The sequence below is a fragment of the Curtobacterium citreum genome (assembly GCF_006715175.1).
Taxonomy (GTDB): Bacteria; Actinomycetota; Actinomycetes; order Actinomycetales; family Microbacteriaceae; genus Curtobacterium; species Curtobacterium citreum.
Genome location: NZ_VFMQ01000001.1, coordinates 975,476 through 994,012 on the forward strand (window position 1 = coordinate 975,476; position 18,537 = coordinate 994,012).

Consider the following 18,537-nt stretch of genomic DNA (forward strand, 5'->3'; position numbering starts at 1 on the left):
CAATGACCGACCAACCAACGTGGGAGCTCTCCGGCTTCGGCGACGAGATCGACGCCGACCCCACGATCCAGGTCGCCGTGCTGCAGGCGCTCGGCGCCTCCGCGATCGAGGTGCGGAGCGCCTGGGGGGTGAACGTCGTCGACCTCGACGAGGACCAGCTCGCCGGCCTGCACCGCCTGTTCCACGAGCGCGGTCAGACCGTCTCCGCCATCGCCTCACCGATCGGCAAGGTCGCCGTCGACGAACCCGTCGAGCACGAGGTGGGCCGGCTCGGCCGGGCGATCGCCGCCGCGCACGCCCTCGGCACGACGAACGTCCGGATCTTCTCGTTCTACTTCCCGGACCGTGCACCGGAGGACGTCCGCGACGACGTCCTCGTCCGGATGCGGGCGCTCGCCGACCTCGCCGAGCGCGAGGGCGTCACGCTCCTGCACGAGAACGAGAAGGACATCTACGGCGACGTGCCCGACCGTGTGCTCGACGTCGTCGAGAGCGTCGGGTCACCCGCGCTGCGGCTCGCCTGGGACAACGCGAACTACGTGCAGTGCGGGGTCCGCCCGTTCACCGACGGGTGGGCGCAGCTCGCCCCGTACGTCGACTACCTGCAGGTCAAGGACGCGCTCGCCGCGGACGCGTCCGTGGTCCCCGCGGGTGAGGGCGATGGCGAACTGCTCGACACCCTGACCGCACTCCGCGACGCCGGGTACGCCGGCTACGCGTCGCTCGAACCGCACCTCAGCGACTTCACCCACCTCGGCGGGTTCTCCGGCCCCGCGGCCTTCGGTCGCGCCGGTCGCGCCTTCCGCACCCTCACCGACCAGATCGGAGTCACCCTGCGATGACCACACCACTCAAGCTGGCAGTCGTCGGTGCCGGCGTCATCGGTCGCCACCACGCCCGCGTCGCCGTCCAGCACCCGGACCTGCAGGTCGTGGCGCTCGTCGACGCCGTCCCCGCCGCGGCCACGAGCGCCGCCGACGAACTCGAGTCGACGGGAGCCACCCGTCCGATCACGACGTCCACGATCGAGGAGGCCATCGAACAGACCGACATCGACGTCGTCGCGATCTGCTCGCCGTCGGGCATGCACGTGCAGCTGGCCGAGGCGGCCCTCGCCGCGGGCAAGCACGTCGTCATCGAGAAGCCCCTCGACACGACCATGCCGCGAGCCCGGCAGATCGCGGCGCTCGCCGCGGACGCTCGCGAGCGCGGACTCGTCACGAGCGTCATCAGCCAGCACCGGTTCGACCCGGCGTCGGTCGCCGTCGCCGGTGCGGCACACGGCGGCGACTTCGGGACCGTGACCTCGGGGGTCGCGAGCGTGGCGTGGTACCGGTCGCAGGGGTACTACGACTCGGGCGACTGGCGGGGCACCTGGGAGCTCGACGGCGGCGGCGCCGTGATGAACCAGGGCGTGCACACCGTCGACCTGCTCGTGTGGGCCCTCGGTCGTCCGGAGGAGATCTCCGCCCAGGTCGGGCTGCTCGCGCACGACCGCATCGAGGTCGAGGACACCGCCGTCGCCACCGTCCGGTTCCGCGGCGGGGCGCTCGGCGTGGTCCACTGCACGACGGCCGCCTACCCGGGCCTCTCCGCGCGCTGGGCCGTGTACGGCACGCACGGTTCCGCGATCGTCGACGACGACCGGCTCGCGTACTTCCACGTCGCCCCCGACACCGCGACGCTCGAGTCCGCGGCGACGACGGCGAACACCACCGCGGTGGCCGACGCCGCCGACCAGAAGGACCGGGTCGTCCCGCCCGAGCACGTCGTCGGCGGGCCGGTCGAGCCGGACCACTTCGCCGCCGGGCACGCCCGGCAGTACACCGACATCGTCGCCGCGATCCGCGAGGGCCGGGACCCCGGCGTCACGGTCGACGCCGCCCTCGTCTCGCTCGCGACCGTCCGCGGGCTGTACGTCAGCGCCACGCTCGGCAAGCCGGTCCGGATCGACGACGTGATCGAAGGCCTGTACGACGACGTCGTGCCGGTCGTCGGAGCGCCGTCCCGCACCGTCGCCACCGCCACCACCGCCACCACCGCCGCCAGTGAAGGAGCAGGCCGATGAAGTTCTCCGTGTTCACGGCGTCCACCCCGGACTGGACCCCGTCGCAGGCCGCCGAGACCCTCGCCGAGCAGGGCTGGGACGGCATCGAGTGGCGCATCGTCGACGACCGCACCGAGGACGGCTCGTCCGGCTTCTGGGCCGGCAACCGGTCGACCTGGCAGTACAGCGGCATCACCGAGCAGGTCGGCGAGATCGCCCGGACCACCGACGCCGCCGGGCTCGAGTACTCGGGCATCGGCGGGTACCAGCCCGTGTCCGACCGTGCCGGCGTCGAGACGATGCTCCGGGTGACGAGCGAACTCGGAGCCCGTCAGGTCCGCGTCACGATGCCCTGGTACCGGCGCGAGCGCGAGCGCACGCACGAGACGTACGGGCAGATGTTCGACCGCACCCGGGCCGACCTCGAGTGGACGGCCGGTCGCGCGGCGGAGCTCGGGGTGAAGGCCCTGGTCGAGCTGCACCACATGACGATCACCCCGTCGGCCTCGGCGGCCCTGCGACTCGTCGACGGCCTCGACCCCGCGCACGTCGGTGTCATCCACGACCTCGGCAACCTGGTCATCGAGGGACACGAGGACCACCTCGCGGCCTTCGAGCTCCTCGGCCCGTACCTCGCCCACGCGCACGTCAAGAACGCCCGGTGGGTCGACACCGGCGACACCCGTGCCGACGGCAGCCGGGTCTGGCAGCACGAGTGGGCGCCGCTGCGTGACGGGCAGGCGTCCGTGTCCGAGTACCTCGATGCGCTCCGCCAGGTCGGCTACGACGGCTGGGTCACGATCGAGGACTTCTCGACCGACCTCCCGCTCGCCGAGCGCACCGCGGACAACCTCGCCTACCTCCGCTCCCTGGTCCCGGTGGCGGCATGACCGACCGTCGACCCGGCATCGTGCACCTGGGGGTGGGTGCGTTCGCCCGCGCACACCTCGCCTGGTACACGCAGCACGCCACCGGCGAACCGTGGGGGATCACCGCCTTCACGGGACGCTCGCCCGCGGCCGCCGACGCGCTCGCCGCGCAGGACTGTCGGTACACCCTGGTCACGCGGGCAGCGGACGGCGACGTCGCCGAGGTGGTCGACACGATCGTGGCCGCTCACCCCGGCACCGACGACACGGCCTGGAGGCGCGCGGTCGCGTCCCCGACGACGAGCATCGTCACGCTGACGGTCACCGAGGCCGGGTACCGCGCCGGTTCCGACGTCCCCGCCCGGTTGGTCGACGGGCTCGCCGCCCGGCGGGCGGCGGACGGCGGACGGATCGCCCTGGTGTCGCTCGACAACCTGACGCACAACGGCGACGTCCTCCGGGACGCCGTGCACGCCGCGACGGCGGACCCCGACCTCCGAGCCTGGATCGACGACCACGTGACCTTCCCATCGTCGATGGTCGACCGGATCACCCCGGCGACGACCGACGACGACGTGGCCGGGCTCGCCGACCTGCCGGGCGCCCTGCCCGGCGACCGTGTCCCCGTCGTCGCCGAGCCCTTCGTCGAGTGGGTGCTCGAGGACGCCTTCGACGGGATCGACCGCCCCGCGTGGGAGACCGCCGGGGTGCGCCTCGTGCCCGACGTCACCCCGTTCGAGCAGCGGAAGCTCTGGCTCCTCAACGGCTCGCACTCGCTCCTGGCGTCCCTGGGACTCCTGCTCGGGCACGAGACCGTGGCCGAGGCGATGGCCGACCCCCGCTGCCGCGCCGCGGTCGAGCAGCTCTGGGACGAGGCCGCCGCCGAGCTCCCGCTGCCCGCCGCCGAGGTCGACGACGCCCGGGCCGCCCTCGTCGAACGCTTCGCGAACCCGCGGATCCGCCACACCCTGCGGCAGATCGTCGCCGGGAGCGCGGCGAAGCTGCCGGTCCGGGTGGTCGACGTCCTGCGCCGACGACTCGACCGCGACCCGGCCGCCGGCGTCGGACCCGGCGCCGCGACCGCCCTCGCGGCCTGGTGGCTGCACTGCACCGAGCAACCGGAGCTGGTGGACGACCCCGGGGCGCCCGGGCCAGACTCGGACGTGCACGACGTCCTCGCCGTGGTCGCGCCCGACCTCGACACCACCCCCGTGGTCGACGCCGTCACCGCGGCGGCCGACCGCATCCGCACCGCCGCGGCACCTGCTCGCGGCACCGTCGACGAAGGAGTCCTCCGATGAGCACGAGCACCACGAACCCGGCCGCGCCCGTGCCCGGCGCCGGCGACGGGGGAGCGGCGACCGACCCGACCGCCGGCCGCCCGGACACCTGGGCCTCGGCCGACCGCGGGCAGCTCATCGACCGGGCCGAGGTCGTCGTCACGAGTCCGAACCGCAACTTCGTCACGCTGAAGCTCACCACCGCCGACGGAGTCACGGGCCTCGGGGACGCGACGCTGAACGGCCGTGAGCTCGCCGTCGCCGCGTACCTGACCGAGCACGTCGTCCCGCTGCTCGTCGGACGGGACGCGAGCCGCATCGAGGACGCCTGGCAGTTCCTCTACCGCTCGTCCTACTGGCGCCGCGGCCCGGTGACGATGGCCGCGATCGCCGCCGTCGACATGGCCCTCTGGGACATCAAGGGCAAGGTCGCGGGGATGCCCGTCTACCAGCTGCTCGGCGGTGCCTCGCGGACCGGGCTCATGGCGTACGGGCACGCTTCGGGCAAGGAGCTCCCGGAGCTGTTCGACTCCATCCGCGAGCACCAGGAGGAGGGCTACCGGTCGATCCGCGTCCAGACGGGGGTCCCCGGCCTCGAGAGCATCTACGGCATCGCGTCGAACAAGACCACCGAGGGCAACGCCGGCGTCCGGTACGACTTCGAGCCGGCGCAGCGCGGGGCCTTCCCCGCGATGGAGGACTGGGACACCCGGGCGTACCTGCGCCACGTGCCGACCGTGTTCGAGGCCGTCCGCAACGAGTTCGGCCCCGAGCTGCCGCTGCTCCACGACGGCCACCACCGGATGACCCCGCTGCAGGCCGCGAAGCTCGGCAAGTCCCTCGAGCCCTACGACCTGTTCTGGCTCGAGGACTGCACCCCCGCCGAGAACCAGGAGGCGCTGAAGCTCGTCCGCCAGCACACCACGACGCCGCTCGCGATCGGCGAGGTGTTCAACACGATCTGGGACTTCAAGGACATCATCCGCGACCAGCTCATCGACTACGTCCGCGGTGCGGTGACGCACATGGGCGGCATCTCCCCGCTCCGGAAGACGATGGACTACGCCGCGATGTACCAGATCAAGTCCGGGTTCCACGGGCCGACGGACATCTCCCCGGTGGGACTCGCGGCGCAGATGCACCTCGGGATGGCGATCCACAACTTCGGCATCCAGGAGTACATGCAGCACGGGCCGCAGACGAACCAGGTGTTCCGGCAGACCTTCACCTTCACGGACGGCTACCTGCACCCGGGCGACGAGCCGGGCCTCGGCGTGACGCTCGACGTCGACGAGGCCGGCAAGTACCCGTACGAGCAGGCGTACCTGCCGTTCAACCGACTGGCCGACGGCACCGTCCACGACTGGTAGCGCGCCCGCCCTGCCCGGGCATGCTGGGGGCGTGGAGTTCGCGGACGTGGCGAGGGAACTGCTCCTCGTCGCGCCCGCGGACTTCGTGCGGGAGCGCACCGCCCGGCAGCGTGCGGTCCGCGGGAACGACCGTGCGCTCGCGACCCGGATCGGCGGGCTCCGGAAGCCCGCCCCGGCCGCCTGGGTGGTCGACCTGCTCGCGCACGAGGGCGCCCTCGACGAGGCGGTCGCCCTCGGACCGACGATCCGGCAGGCCCAGGCGGACGCCGACCCGGACGCGATCCGACAGCTCCGACGCCAGCGGTCCGCGGTCGTCGCCGCACTCGCCGAGACCGGAGCCGACCGGGCCGCCGACGCCGGGCACCCCGTGACCCCGGCGGTCCTCGAGCAGGTCCGGGCGACGATCGAGGCCGCGATGGCCGATCCGCACGCGGGCGCCGCGGTCCGGTCGGGGTTGCTCGTCCGTCCCCTCGAGAACGCCGGGTTCGACGCCGTCGACCTCGACGGCGCGCTCGCCGATCCCGACGCGGTCCCGGAGGCGTGGTCCGGCACCGGCGCGGAGCCGGTCCCGATCGCGAGCGCGAGGAGCGCGAGGAGCGCGCGGAAGCCGAGCCGCGCCTCCAGGCCGGCGAAGCCGCCCACCGAGTCGAAGCCGAAGTCCGAGCCGCAGCCCGGACCAGAACCACGCGTCGACCCGGCGGCGGAACGCCGGGCGGCCCGCAAGGCGGAGTCCCTCGCCCGCACGGAGTCCCGCGACGCGGACGCCGCGCTCGACGCTGCCGAGACGGACCTGGAGCGCGTGGAGGACCACCGCGCCGACCTCGAGCGGCAGCTCGCCGACGCCACGGCCGAGGTCGAGCGCGCCACCCGTACCCGCGACGACGCCGAGGCGGCGAGCGACCGCGCACGTGAGCTCCTGCGCGCCGCACAGCGCCACCGCCGCGACGTCGGGCACTGAACCCCGACGACGGCCGGGATCGACCACTCATCCCCTCGGATGAAAGCCACCGCTCCCGCTCGCTCCCGCGCCGGAGCCCGCCCTACGCTCGCCGACATGACCTCCTTCCTCCGCCGCCGGGCACGGCACCTCCTGGCACCCGCCGCGGGCGCCGTGTACCTCGTGCTCTGGATCGTCGCCGAGGCCGGACGCGCCGACCTGACCGGCCACGTGCTCGTCGTCAGTGCGTTCGCCGTCGCGATCGCCCTGGCGTCCTGGATGCCCGCGACGGCCCTCGGCCTCGTGGTGGTCGTCCCGCTGCTGCAGGCGCTCCACCTGCTCGCCCGCCCGCGGGACACGACGTGGCCGGAGTACCTGGCGATCGCGATCGTCGTCGGGGTCGTCGGTGCCGGCCGGTCCGGGCTGCTGCGGTGGCTCGCGGTCCCGGTCCTCGGTGTCGCGAGCGTCGCGGCGGCCTGGGCGATGGCCGTGCCGACCGTGGCCGACCCGGACGTCTGGTCGAACTGGACCGCTTCGGGCGAGGGGACGCGCGGCAGCCTCGTCCTGCTCTCCCTCGCCATCGCGGGTGCGAGCGGCATCGCCTGGGCGGTGGGCGTCGCGATCGGTGCCGCGTGGCGGATCGGGCTCGCCCGCACCAGGGTCGCCGTCGCGGAGCGCGAGACCGCGGTGACGACCGCTGAACTGCGCGCCGAGCAGGACCGCGCCCGGATCGCCCGCGACGTCCACGACTCCCTGGCGCACTCGCTCGCGGTCGTGGTCTCGCAGGCCCAGGGCGCCGCGGCGGTCGCGGGGTCGGACGGCCCGACGGCGACGGCCCTGCGCGACATCGCCGACGTCAGCCGCAGCGCGCTCGGGGACGTCCGGTCGCTCGTCGAGCGGATCCAGGGCACCGGTCCGGCCGCGGCGCACGGGCTCGCCGACGTGCCGGACCTCGTCGAGGACATGCGCGAACTCGGCATGCGGGCAACGCTCGAACAGCACGGGGACCCCGTCCGGCTCGGGACCGCGACGGACGGTGCCGTGCACCGGATCGTGCAGGAGAGCCTGACGAACGTCCTCAAGCACCAGGGGCGCACGGCCGAGGCGCGGGTCGTCCTGGACTGGCGCGGGCCGGGACTCGGCGTCGTCGTGACCTCACGCGGGGACGCGCCGCTCGTCGCCCTCGACGGCCCGGGATCCGGGGTCGACGGCATGCGTGAGCGCGCCCGGCTCGCCGGCGGCTGGCTCCGCGCGGGGGACGGCGACGACCCCGACGAGTTCGTCGTGACGGGCTGGCTCCCGACCGAGGCCGGCCGGTGAGCGCGATCCGCGTCGCGGTCGTCGACGACCAGCGCCTGTTCGCGTCCGGCATGCGGATGCTCGTCGACGCGCAGGACGACATGTCCTGCGTCGGCACCGCGGGCGACGGCCAGGCGGCCCTCGACCTCTGTGCCGCCGAGGACCCCGACGTGCTCCTCCTGGACCTCCGGATGCCGGTGCTGAACGGCATCGAGACCACGGCCCGGCTCGCCGAGCGCGGTGGGGAACGCCCGCGGGTGGTCGCCCTCACGACGATCCGGCGTGACGAAGCGGTGCTCGCAGCGCTGCGCGCCGGAGCCGCCGCGTTCCTGACGAAGGACGCGCTGCCGGAGGTCGTGCTCGCGACGATCCGAGACGTGCACGAGGGGCGCCCGGCGCCGACCGAGGCCGAGGCACTCGACCTGCTCCGCACCGACGGGACCCTCGTCGAGACACCCCGTCCGGACGCAGTGCTCGACGCCCTGAGCGCCCGCGAGCGCGAGGTGTTCCTGCTCGTCGCCAAGGGCCTGAGCAACCAGGAGATCGCGTCCGCCGTGTTCCTCAGCGAGGCCACGGTCAAGACGCACGTCCGCGCGGTGCTGACGAAGCTCGGGCTCCGGAACCGGATCCAGGTCGTCATCACCGCACACGAACGCGGCCTCGTCCGCGCCTAGGGGGAAACCATGCGTCCGACCCAGCGTGCCGCGAAGACCGGCACCCTGCTCCTCGTCGTCGCCGGGCTCGGCGCGGCCGTCCTGCACCAGCTGCCCGAGCCGGCCGACCAGACGATCCGACCCACCGCCGAGCGGGACCCGGACACCTGGTCGATGCCGCTCGACGGCTACGTCCAACCCGGGTCCTCCGAGGAGACGTACGCCGTCAACCTGCTCGTGCAGCCGTGCCTGGTCGACCAGGGCATCGACTCCCCGATGCCCTGGGCGACGCTCGACGGTCTGCGAGCCCAGTCCGTCGTCGACGAGACGCCCGAGCGTGGCAACCCGTCGCCGGCGCTCGCCTGGTCACGACCACTGAGCGCTGATGATGCCGCTCGCCGCGGCTACCACGCGCCGTCGACGGACGGTGCGAACGCCTCTGGCATCCTGGCGTGGGGGCAGGACCCTGAGCGCAATGCCGCGTACACCGCGGCTGCCGGGGCGGAGGTCGACCGCTGCTACCGAGCATCTCGCCGGACGCTCGGCACGGGCAACGGTGCGGCACAGAGCGCCTCGCAGACCGCGAAGCGCCTGACGTACCTCGCGGCCGAGGACGCCCGCCGCACGCCCGAGGTCCGCGCCGCGGCGACGCGCTGGCGGCAGTGCCTCGCGCGGACGGCGACGCATGAGCTCCCCGACGACCCGCACGGCATGCCGACGACGGCGATGCGGCAGGCCTTCGCACTCGAGGCGCGGACGGTCGCGGGCGACGACGAGATCGCCCTCGCCGAGCACGACGTGGCCTGCCAGACCTCGTCCGAGTACCGCGCCGCGCTGTACGACGCGCAGTGGAACCGCCTCCTGCACGTGACGGCGACCGACGCCGCCGTGCTCCGGTCGGCGGACGGCGACCAGGCCGCGCTCGCGGACCGCGTCGCCGCGACGATCGAGCGGCTCGCGCCGCCGGCACCCGAGGGCGTCGACTGACGCGTCGCGCCGACGGACCGGCGGACGTGGGCAGGTGGTCCTGGGGGGACCGGCCCGCGTCCGCCGGGTGGGGAGCACCGGACGGGAGGATCGTGGCGGCGCCGCCACGATCCTCCCGTCCGGTCGTGGGCACCCGCGGACCGCAGCCCGGTCCTGGTGCGACACGCCCGGCTGCTCCTGCTAGACTCGCAAACCGACTTCGGCGAGGGCCGCGTACGCGCGGCCGTGATCGACGCGGTAGGGAGACCCGGCCCAGTCCTGGGAGCGTTCCTCACGCGTGCACGCGTTCGAGTTGCAACACCACAGACCCCCCCGATGCCGGCACCCCGGCGTCGACCCCGACACCAGGAGGCACCATGGCCGACTACACCAAGCTCGCAGCGGAGAACCGCACCAAGTTCGGCAAGGGCGCTGCGCGCAAGCTCCGCGCTGCCGACAAGATCCCCGCGGTCGTCTACGGCCACGGCACCGAGCCGCAGCACATCACCCTCCCGGGCCACGAGACGATGCTGCTCGTCCGTACCGCCAACGCGGTCGTCGACCTCGACATCGAGGGTGCGGCCCAGCTCGCCCTCGTCAAGGACGTCCAGCGTGACCCGGTGCGCCAGATCATCGAGCACATCGACCTCGTCGTCGTGCGCCGTGGCGAGAAGGTCACGGTCGACGTGCCCGTCGTCGTCACCGGTGAGTCCTTCTCCGGCACCATCCACGTGCAGGACCTCTCCTCGGTCTCCCTCCTCGTCGAGGCGACCGCGATCCCCGAGCACGTGACGGTCGACGTCGAGGGCCTCGAGGACGGCACGCAGGTCCTCGCCTCGCAGCTCGAGCTGCCGGCCGGTGCCGAGCTCGAGACCGACGCCGAGGCGCTCGTCGTCCAGATCGTCACCCCGCGTGCGACCGCCGACGACATCGCCGCCGACGAGGAGTCCGCCGAGGCGGGTGCCGAGGCCGGTGCCGAGGGCGAGGCCGCCGAGTCGACCGACGCCGACTCCGAGTAGTCACTCCTCGCAGGACGTCTGGCCGACGCTGATGACAGGAACGACCCTCGTCGTGGTCGGGCTCGGGAACCCCGGGCCCGGCTACGCGGGGAACCGGCACAACGTCGGCCAGATGGTCCTCGATGAACTCGCCGCCCGCATGGGTGCGACGTTCAAGAAGCACAAGACCCCGAACCAGGTCGCCGAGGGGCGCCTGGTGCCGGGCGGCCCGAAGCTCGTCCTCGCGAAGCCCGGGTCGTTCATGAACACCTCCGGTGGTCCGGTCTCGAGCGTGCTCGGGTTCTACAGCGCCACCCCGGCCGACCTCGTCGTCGTGCACGACGAGCTCGACCTGCCGTTCGACACCGTCAGGCTCAAGGGCAGCGGCGGGCACGGCGGGCACAACGGCCTCCGCGACATCATCAAGGCGACCGGCACGAACGAGTTCACCCGGGTGCGGATCGGCATCGGCCGGCCCCCGGGACGCCAGGACCCCGCCGACTACGTGCTCCGCGACTTCTCGCCGACCGAGAAGAAGACGCTGCCGAACCTGCTCGCCGACGGCGCCGACGCGGTCGAGGCGATCGCTGAGCTCGGGCTCCTCGCCGCGCAGCAGCGCGTCCACGCTCCTTCGTGACCCGACGCTGCCTCCCGCCCTCGCAGCGCTCTGCGTTCGCGGGTCGCGGACGTCGCGACCGCTGTCGGAGGGCGCCGGTACCATCGTCTGAGTGACGATCTCGGGCATCATCCCTGCGCTCTCGCGCGCCTCCGCGTTCGATCGCGTCCTCCGCGCCGCCGGGCGTGACGCCGACTTCTCCGTCGTCGACGGCCTCCGCGTGCCGCTGCTCGCGGCGCTCCTGGCCGAGCGCGACGGCCCCCAGTGCCTGTTCGTCATCACGGCGACGGGGCGCGAGGCCGAGGCGGTCCGCGGTGCCTTCACGTGCACCGTGCCCGACGCCGAGGTCCTCGAGTTCCCGGCGTGGGAGACCCTGCCGCACGAGCGGCTCAGCCCGAGCGCGCAGACCGTCGGCACGCGCATCGCCACCCTCCGGAAGCTCGCCGCGTGGCAGGACGCCGCGCCGGCCGAGCGCCGCACGACCGTGGTCGTCGCGAGCGTCCGCGCGGCGCTGCAGCCCATCGCCGGCAACCTCACGTCGCTCGCACCCGTCGCGCTCCGCAGCGGCTCCCGCGGCAACGACCTCGGGCAGATCGCGTCGCAGCTCGTCGACCTGGCGTACGCCCGCGTCGACCTGGTCACCCGTCGGGGTGAGTTCGCCGTGCGCGGTGGCATCCTCGACGTCTTCCCCCCGGGGGCCGACCACCCGGTGCGCGTCGACTTCTTCGGCGACGAGATCGAGGCGATCAAGGCCTTCTCCGTGGCCGACCAGCGCACGACCGACGACGACCTCGGCGCCGTCGACCTCACCGCCTCCCGCGAGCTCCTGCTGAGCGACGACGTGCGGCAGCGGGCGCGCGAGATGCTGCACGAGTTCCCGAACCTGTCCCAGATGCTCGCGAAGATCGCGGAGGGCATCCCGGTCGAGGGCATGGAGTCGCTCGCGCCGGCGCTCGTGCAGGACCTCGTCCCCGTCACGAGCTACCTGCCGGACGCCGCGACCGTGGCCGTGCTCTCCCCGGAGCGGGTCGCCGGGCGCGCGCACAGCCTGGCCGAGACGAACACCGAGTTCCTGCAGGCCGCGTGGAGCGCCGCGGTCGCCGGGGCACAGGCGCCGATCGACCTCGACGCGGGCAACTTCCTCACCGTGCAGCAGCTCAAGAACGGCCGCGGGCAGCGCACCTGGTGGACGGTCACGCCCTTCGACTCCGGGCTCGACGAGGGCGACCGCGACCGTGTGCTCACCGACGCCGAGGCAGCGGCCGAGGCGGGGGAGTACATCCGCGTGCGCGCCGAGGCCATCCCGAGCTTCGCCGGGAGCGCGGACGGCGCCGTCGAGCACGTCAAGCACCTGGTCGACGACGGCTGGGCGGTCGTCGTCACGGCGCAGGGCAAGGGGCTCGTCGAGCGCGCCGTGCAGGTCCTCGCGGACGCCGGGGTCGCCGCCCGCGCCGGTGAGCTCACCGCCCCGCCGGAGCCGGGCGTCGCCCTGGTCACGACCGCCTCGGTCGAGGCCGGCTTCGCCACCCCGGACCCCCGGATCGCGCTCCTCAGCGAAGCCGAGTTCTACGGCCGCAGCGTCCAGCAGGGCGCCCGCACCGTCAAGAAGCTCGCGGCCCGACGCAAGAACGTCGTCGACCCGCTGCAGCTCAAGGCCGGCGACGTGGTCGTGCACGCCACGCACGGCATCGGCAAGTTCGTGGAGCTCGTCAGTCGCGAGGTCTCGAGCGGCGGCCGCAACGCCGTGAAGACGCAGCGCGAGTACCTCGTGCTCGAGTACGCGCCGTCGAAGCGCGGCTACCCGGGCGACAAGCTGTTCGTCCCCACCGATCAGCTCGACCAGCTCTCCCGGTACGTCGGCGGCGAGAGCCCGACGCTGTCGAAGATGGGCGGCTCGGACTGGGCGGCCGCGAAGTCGAAGGCGCGCAAGGCCGTCCGCGACATCGCCGTCGACCTCGTCAAGCTGTACTCCGCGCGCATGGCGTCGAAGGGGCACGCGTTCGGCCCCGACACCCCGTGGCAGCGCGAGCTGGAAGAGGCGTTCCCGTTCGCCGAGACCGCCGACCAGCTGACGACCATCGACGAGATCAAGCGCGACATGGAGCGCCCGATCCCGATGGACCGACTGCTGTCCGGCGACGTCGGCTACGGCAAGACCGAGGTCGCGATCCGTGCTGCGTTCAAGGCCGTGCAGGACGGCAAGCAGGTCGCCGTGCTCGTCCCGACGACCCTGCTCGTCCGCCAGCACATGGAGACGTTCCAGGAGCGCTTCGCCGGGTTCCCCGTGCACCTCCGCGCGCTCAGCCGCTTCCAGTCCGAGAAGGAGTCGAAGGAGACCATCGCGGGTCTCGCCGACGGCACCGTCGACATCGTCATCGGCACGCACCGGATCCTGTCGCAGAGCATCCAGTTCAAGGACGTCGGCCTCGTCATCATCGACGAGGAGCAGCGGTTCGGCGTCGAGCACAAGGACCAGCTCAAGAAGCTCAAGACCAACGTCGACGTCCTGGCGATGTCCGCGACGCCGATCCCGCGCTCGCTCGAGATGGCGGTCACGGGCATCCGCGAGATGTCCACCCTGGCCACCCCGCCGGAGGACCGCCACCCGATCCTGACCTTCGTCGGACCGCAGTCCGACCTGCAGGTCGCCGCGGCGATCCGACGTGAACTGCTGCGCGAGGGCCAGGTGTTCTACGTGCACAACCGCGTCAAGGACATCCAGTCCGTGGCGTCGCACCTCGCCGAGATCGTCCCCGACGCCCGCATCCAGGTCGCCCACGGGCAGATGTCCGAGGGCGCCCTCGAGCAGGTCATGGTCGACTTCTGGGAGCGGAAGTTCGACGTCCTCGTGTCGACCACGATCGTCGAGACCGGCCTGGACATCGCGAACGCGAACACGCTCATCATCGACAAGGCGGACAAGTACGGCCTGTCCCAGCTGCACCAGCTGCGCGGTCGCGTCGGTCGTGGGCGGGAGCGCGGCTACGCGTACTTCCTCTACGACGCCGACAAGCCGCTGTCCGAGACCGCGCAGGACCGCCTCGAGACCATCGCCGCGAACAACGAGCTCGGTGCGGGCATGCAGGTCGCCATGAAGGACCTCGAGATCCGCGGTGCGGGCAACCTGCTCGGTGGCGAGCAGTCCGGCCACATCGCGGGCGTCGGGTTCGACCTGTACCTGCGGATGATCGGCGAGGCGGTGTCGCAGTTCCGCGGGGACGTCGCCGAGGGGCAGACAGAGCTCCGGCTCGAGATCCCGGTCGACGCGCACATCCCCGAGGACTACGTCGAGTCCGAGCGGCTCCGGCTCGAGGCGTACCAGAAGCTGTCCGCCGCCTCGGCCCCGGCGGCGCAACCCGAGGCGATCGACATGGTGCTCGACGAGCTCACCGACCGCTACGGCCAGCCGCCGCAGGCCGTGCTCACCCTGGTCGAGGTCTCCCGGCTCCGCCGGATGGCGCAGCAGGTCGGGCTGTCCGACGTGGTCGTGATGGGCTCGAACCTGCGGGTCGCCGGCAAGGAGCTCGCTGACTCGGCACAGGTCCGGCTCAAGCGGATGTTCCCGGGTGCGCGCTGGTTCCCGCAGCAGAACGCGTCGAGCATCCCGCTCCCCAAGCCGCACGGCGAGTCCCTGCCCGACGACGGCCTCATCCAGTGGGTGGAGAGCATCCTCACCGCCGTCTACGGGGCGTCGAAGACGCCGGCCGAGGCACCGGCCGCCTGAGCGGCGACCTCTGGACGACCGGGAGGCACGGTGCCGGCTGGCACCCCTTCCTCGCAGGCTCGGTCGGCGCGCCCCGCGCAACGCTTCGCGTTGCCGCTGAGCGGGGCGCGCCCGTCCGTCAGTGGGTCACCACCCGTGGGTCGTGACCGCTACTCGGTCGCCTCCGCCTCGAACAGTTCGCGCCGAGCGCGGTACCGCCGCGCACGCAGGCTGACGACGACCGCGGAGGCGACCATCGCGATGCCCGAGCCGACGAGGACGGCGAGCACGCCCTCGTCCAGGACCTCCTCGCTCCGCGCGAAGGCCAGTTCGTTCATGAGCAGCGAGACCGTGAAGCCGATGCCCCCGAGCACCCCGACGGTGACGATCGAGCCGAACGACAGTGTCGAGCGGCCGGGCGCGCGGAAGACCCGCGTCGCGGTGGCGCCGAAGACGGTGATGCCGATCAGCTTGCCCACCGGCAGGGCCAGGACGACCGCCCAGAACGTGGGGGAGAGCTCGCCGAGGCCGACGCTCGGCACCACGACCGCAGCCGAGGCGAACGCGAAGAGCGGCAGCACGACCGCGTTCGACCACGGCTCCACGCGCTCGTGCAGCACGTGGCCGGGCCGACGCGGGAGCACCAGGCCGAGGGCGACGCCGGCGATCGTCGCGTGCACGCCGGAGTGGTACACGAGCCACCACGTGACGACGCCGACCGCGACCATCGCGACGATGATCCACGACTGACCGGTGCGTCCCGGGCGGAGCAGCCGCCCGAGCAGGGCGAACACGAGGAGTGCGACGACCGCGCCCCCGAGGGCGGCGAAGTCAGTGCCGTGTGCGAACACCACGGCGATGATGACGATCGCGATGAGGTCGTCGAGCACCGCCAGCGCGAGCAGGAACACCCGGACGGTCGAGGGGAGCCCGCGGCCGAACATCGCGAGGACACCGAGGGCGAACGCGATGTCCGTCGCGGTGGGGATCGGCCAGCCGTGCTGGTACGACGTGCCCGTGGTCACGGCGAGGTACACCAGGGCCGGGACGACCACGCCGCCGACCGCTGCGATCGCCGGGATCACCGCCGTCCTCGGGTTCGAGAGCTCACCCTCGAGCAGTTCGTGCTTCAGCTCGATCGCGACGAGCAGGAAGAACACGGCGAGCAGGCCATCGCTGATCCAGTGCGACACCGACAGGTCGAGACCGACCACACCCCACGGCGAGTGGGCGTCGAGCAGTCGTTCGAGGCCTGGACCGAGCGCGGTGTTCGCGACGACGAGGCCGAGGACGGCGGCGGTCAGGAGCGCGATCGCGCTGAAGCGGGGGGAGCGGACGAGTGCCAGCATGGATCTCCGGGTTCGGGGTACGGGTCGACGACCGTCGACCAGACTTCCCGACACACCATGGCCAGGCTACCGGACCGGCCTGCGTGCGAGCATGGCGCCATGACCGCCGTGGAGGACCTCGTCACCGTCGTCGACCGACTGCTCGCGCCAGAGGGTGGGTGCGTCTGGAACCGGGCGCAGACCCACGCCTCGCTCGCGCGGTACGTCGTCGAGGAGTCGTACGAGCTGGTCGACGCGATCGACGCCGACGACCGCGATGAACTCCGGGAGGAGCTCGGCGACGTGCTGTACCAGGTGGTGTTGCACGCGGGGCTGTCGGCGGCCGCCGGGGGCTTCGACCTCGAGGAGGTGGCCGCCGGGGTCCGGGACAAGATGGTCCGCCGGCACCCGCACGTGTTCGGGGACGAGCGCGCCGACACCGAGGACGAGGTCGTCCGCGTCTGGCGAGCGGCGAAGGCGGCGGAGAAGGCCGGGCGACGGAGCGCGTTCGACGGGGTGCCGCGTGCGATGCCGCCGCTCGAGCGGGCCGTGAAGCTGCTCGAGCGGTTGGACGAGCGGGGGGACGCGGGGGCGGTGGTCGAGCGGGTCGGAGCCGGCGGTTCTGCTGCTCACCCCGGCCCGGACGAGCGGTGGGGGATCGAGATGCTCGCGCAGGTCGCGGCGGCACGGGCTGCAGGGGTGGACCCGGTGGCGGGACTCCGTGCTGCGGTGGCGCGGCTCGAGGAGGTCGGGCGCGAGGGGGAGTGACGGGCGTGTGCAGGCCAGGGCGATGCTCGCGACCGGGCGTCGCGCCGGCGACTGACGCGTCCGGGAACGACGGGCCCGGGAACGACGTGCTCGGGAACGACGCGTCCGGGAACGACGTGCTCGGGAACGACGCGTCCGGGAACGACGCGTCCGGGAACGGAGAAGCGGGCGTCCTCCCAACCCGAAAAAGGAGGACGCCCGCGAGCGGGCCACGGCGCGCCAGGGAACGCGCCGACAGGGACACCCGCTCGAACCGCGGGGCCTGTTGCAGCACATCGGCCCCGCGAACGGCCCGGTGATCGGATCAGGAGACCACCGGACCGAGGTTCTGCATGCAGAGTATCAGTGGGTCGGCACTCGTGCAAGCGCGGCGTCGGACTCTGGCAGGATTGCGGGCATGGCGACGACCGTGACGGCTCCCCGTGGCATGCGTGACTTCCTCCCCGCGGAGAAGGCCCGTCGGGAGCACGTCCTCGGCGTGATCCGGGGCGTGTACGCGCGACACGGGTTCGACGAGATCGAGACGCCCGTGGTCGAGGACGCCGCACGCCTGCACTCCGGTCTCGGCGGCGACAACGAGAAGCTCGCGTTCGCGGTCATGAAGCGCGGACTGTCCACCGAGGACCTGCAGCAGGCTGAGGCGCCGCTCGACCTCGCCGACCTCGGGCTGCGGTTCGACCTCACGGTCCCGCTCGCCCGCTTCTACGCCTCCCACCGTTCGGAGCTGCCCACGGTCTTCCGCTCGGTGCAGATCGCGCCCGTCTGGCGTGCCGAGCGCCCCCAGAAAGGCCGCTACCGCCAGTTCGTGCAGTGCGACATCGACGTGCTCGGCGAGCCCGGGCAGCTCGCCGAGATCGAACTGATCCGTGCGACCACGGCGGCGCTCGACGCTCTCGGGATCGCGGGCACGACGATCCGGATCAACGACCGTCGGATCCTGCTCGGGCTCCTCGCCTCGTGGGGCATCACCGAGCCGGCGACGGCGGACCGGGCCCTCATCACGATCGACAAGCTCGACAAGATCGGAGCCGACGGCGTCGCAGCCGAACTGCGCGAGGTCGTCGGGGCCGAGCTGCCCGGGCTCGAGGACACGATCCGTGCGCTCGAGTCCGCCGACTGGGACGCGGTCCGGGGTGCTGCCTGGCTGGAGCCGGACGCGTTCGCCGACCTCCTCCGCCTGCGGGAGGCCCTGCCGGGGGTCGACCTGCGCTTCGACCCGACGCTCGTGCGCGGCATGGGGTACTACACGGGGACGATCTTCGAGGTCGCGCACCCGGACTTCGGCTACAGCCTCGGCGGCGGCGGCCGGTACGACGGCATGATCGGCCGGTTCCTCGGCCAGGACGTCCCGGCGGTGGGCTTCTCGCTCGGCTTCGAGCGGCTCGTCGACCTCGTGACGCTCCCGGAGTCCGCCGAGTCCGACGCCGTCGTGCTCGTGCACGACAAGGACGTCGACCCGGTCCGGCTCGCCGCGCTCAAGGCCGAGGCGCTCGGGTCGCACCGTCGGGTCCGCCTGGAGCGCCGGACGAAGAACACCAAGAACCTGCTGGCCGGACTCGCCGCCCAGGGCTTCGACGCCTTCGCCACGGTGCGCGCCGACACCGAGACGCTCGACGGCGTCGAGTTCCGTCCACTGGCCTGACGCACGACACCTCCGCTCCGCCGCGCGTCGGTAGGATCGGACCCGCAAACACCACCACCGA

General features: G+C 72.9%; 15 protein-coding genes. 14 read left to right on the top strand and 1 reads right to left on the bottom strand.

What is annotated here, in order from left to right; all coding sequences use genetic code 11:
• Positions 1 to 2: 2 nt before the first annotated feature.
• The 12 genes from FB462_RS04770 to mfd all read left to right on the top strand — a co-directional run bounded on the left by FB462_RS04770 (position 3) and on the right by mfd (position 14,759).
• Positions 3 to 842: a sugar phosphate isomerase/epimerase family protein gene (locus FB462_RS04770; protein WP_114848890.1), complete on the top strand. Its 840-nt coding sequence runs from the start codon at positions 3 to 5 to the stop codon at positions 840 to 842.
• Positions 839 to 2,068 carry a Gfo/Idh/MocA family protein gene (locus FB462_RS04775; protein WP_229666767.1) on the top strand — a complete coding sequence of 410 codons (1,230 nt, stop codon included), beginning with the start codon at positions 839 to 841 and terminating at the stop codon, positions 2,066 to 2,068. Before FB462_RS04770 ends, FB462_RS04775 begins: the two co-directional genes overlap by 4 nt.
• On the top strand, positions 2,065 to 2,937 hold the full coding sequence (locus tag FB462_RS04780; RefSeq protein WP_114848891.1) for a sugar phosphate isomerase/epimerase family protein: 873 nt from the start codon (positions 2,065 to 2,067) through the stop codon (positions 2,935 to 2,937). The genes FB462_RS04775 and FB462_RS04780 overlap by 4 nt, the downstream gene beginning before the upstream one ends.
• A complete protein-coding gene (locus FB462_RS04785; RefSeq protein ID WP_114848892.1) occupies positions 2,934 to 4,217 on the top strand; it encodes a mannitol dehydrogenase family protein in 1,284 nt (427 codons plus the stop codon). Before FB462_RS04780 ends, FB462_RS04785 begins: the two co-directional genes overlap by 4 nt.
• Entirely contained in the window at positions 4,214 to 5,566 is a 1,353-nt protein-coding gene (manD, locus tag FB462_RS04790; protein WP_229666765.1) for a D-mannonate dehydratase ManD, read from the top strand. Before FB462_RS04785 ends, manD begins: the two co-directional genes overlap by 4 nt.
• A 31-nt stretch (positions 5,567 to 5,597) precedes the next feature.
• The gene (locus tag FB462_RS04795) at positions 5,598 to 6,524 is read left to right on the top strand and encodes a hypothetical protein (protein ID WP_141860484.1); all 927 of its coding nucleotides are present in this window, start codon (positions 5,598 to 5,600) and stop codon (positions 6,522 to 6,524) included.
• Positions 6,525 to 6,620: 96 nt separating this feature from the next.
• Positions 6,621 to 7,823 carry a sensor histidine kinase gene (locus FB462_RS04800; RefSeq protein ID WP_167510016.1) on the top strand — a complete coding sequence of 401 codons (1,203 nt, stop codon included), beginning with the start codon at positions 6,621 to 6,623 and terminating at the stop codon, positions 7,821 to 7,823.
• Positions 7,820 to 8,476, top strand: coding sequence for a response regulator transcription factor (locus tag FB462_RS04805; RefSeq protein WP_114848895.1), 657 nt, complete (start codon positions 7,820 to 7,822; stop codon positions 8,474 to 8,476). Before FB462_RS04800 ends, FB462_RS04805 begins: the two co-directional genes overlap by 4 nt.
• 9 nt (positions 8,477 to 8,485) lie before the next feature.
• Positions 8,486 to 9,442, top strand: a complete 957-nt coding sequence (locus tag FB462_RS04810; RefSeq protein WP_141860486.1) for a hypothetical protein — start codon at positions 8,486 to 8,488, stop codon at positions 9,440 to 9,442.
• Positions 9,443 to 9,798: 356 nt separating this feature from the next.
• Positions 9,799 to 10,440, top strand: coding sequence for a 50S ribosomal protein L25/general stress protein Ctc (locus FB462_RS04815; RefSeq protein WP_114848897.1), 642 nt, complete (start codon positions 9,799 to 9,801; stop codon positions 10,438 to 10,440).
• Between the two features lie 31 nt (positions 10,441 to 10,471).
• A complete protein-coding gene (pth, locus tag FB462_RS04820; RefSeq protein ID WP_058742290.1) occupies positions 10,472 to 11,056 on the top strand; it encodes an aminoacyl-tRNA hydrolase in 585 nt (194 codons plus the stop codon).
• 91 nt (positions 11,057 to 11,147) lie between these two features.
• Positions 11,148 to 14,759, top strand: coding sequence for a transcription-repair coupling factor (gene mfd, locus FB462_RS04825; protein WP_141860488.1), 3,612 nt, complete (start codon positions 11,148 to 11,150; stop codon positions 14,757 to 14,759).
• A 149-nt stretch (positions 14,760 to 14,908) separates the two neighbouring features.
• Here the strand turns inward: mfd and nhaA are convergent, their stop codons facing one another.
• A complete protein-coding gene (gene nhaA, locus FB462_RS04830) occupies positions 14,909 to 16,087 on the bottom strand; it encodes a Na+/H+ antiporter NhaA (protein ID WP_180225602.1) in 1,179 nt (392 codons plus the stop codon).
• Between the two features lie 99 nt (positions 16,088 to 16,186).
• Between nhaA and FB462_RS04835 the strand changes: the two genes are divergently transcribed.
• Positions 16,187 to 16,834 carry a MazG family protein gene (locus FB462_RS04835; RefSeq protein ID WP_167510017.1) on the top strand — a complete coding sequence of 216 codons (648 nt, stop codon included), beginning with the start codon at positions 16,187 to 16,189 and terminating at the stop codon, positions 16,832 to 16,834.
• Positions 16,835 to 17,231: 397 nt separating this feature from the next.
• Positions 17,232 to 18,476 (top strand): histidine--tRNA ligase, encoded by a 1,245-nt coding sequence (gene hisS / locus FB462_RS04840; protein ID WP_141860492.1) that lies wholly within the window; start codon positions 17,232 to 17,234, stop codon positions 18,474 to 18,476.
• The last annotated feature ends 61 nt before the right edge of the window (positions 18,477 to 18,537 follow it).

What these genes read in the sequence shown, in the direction of transcription:
- FB462_RS04775 (WP_229666767.1), top strand. Translation starts at nt 839, where the DNA reads ATGACCACACCACTCAAGCTGGCAGTCGTCGGTGCCGGCGTCATCGGT.
- pth (WP_058742290.1), top strand. Translation starts at nt 10,472, where the DNA reads ATGACAGGAACGACCCTCGTCGTGGTCGGGCTCGGGAACCCCGGGCCC.
- nhaA (WP_180225602.1), bottom strand. Translation starts at nt 16,087, where the DNA reads ATGCTGGCACTCGTCCGCTCCCCCCGCTTCAGCGCGATCGCGCTCCTG.
- manD (WP_229666765.1), top strand. Translation starts at nt 4,214, where the DNA reads ATGAGCACGAGCACCACGAACCCGGCCGCGCCCGTGCCCGGCGCCGGC.
- hisS (WP_141860492.1), top strand. Translation starts at nt 17,232, where the DNA reads ATGGCGACGACCGTGACGGCTCCCCGTGGCATGCGTGACTTCCTCCCC.
- FB462_RS04835 (WP_167510017.1), top strand. Translation starts at nt 16,187, where the DNA reads ATGACCGCCGTGGAGGACCTCGTCACCGTCGTCGACCGACTGCTCGCG.
- FB462_RS04785 (WP_114848892.1), top strand. Translation starts at nt 2,934, where the DNA reads ATGACCGACCGTCGACCCGGCATCGTGCACCTGGGGGTGGGTGCGTTC.
- FB462_RS04815 (WP_114848897.1), top strand. Translation starts at nt 9,799, where the DNA reads ATGGCCGACTACACCAAGCTCGCAGCGGAGAACCGCACCAAGTTCGGC.
- FB462_RS04780 (WP_114848891.1), top strand. Translation starts at nt 2,065, where the DNA reads ATGAAGTTCTCCGTGTTCACGGCGTCCACCCCGGACTGGACCCCGTCG.
- FB462_RS04810 (WP_141860486.1), top strand. Translation starts at nt 8,486, where the DNA reads ATGCGTCCGACCCAGCGTGCCGCGAAGACCGGCACCCTGCTCCTCGTC.
- FB462_RS04770 (WP_114848890.1), top strand. Translation starts at nt 3, where the DNA reads ATGACCGACCAACCAACGTGGGAGCTCTCCGGCTTCGGCGACGAGATC.
- FB462_RS04800 (WP_167510016.1), top strand. Translation starts at nt 6,621, where the DNA reads ATGACCTCCTTCCTCCGCCGCCGGGCACGGCACCTCCTGGCACCCGCC.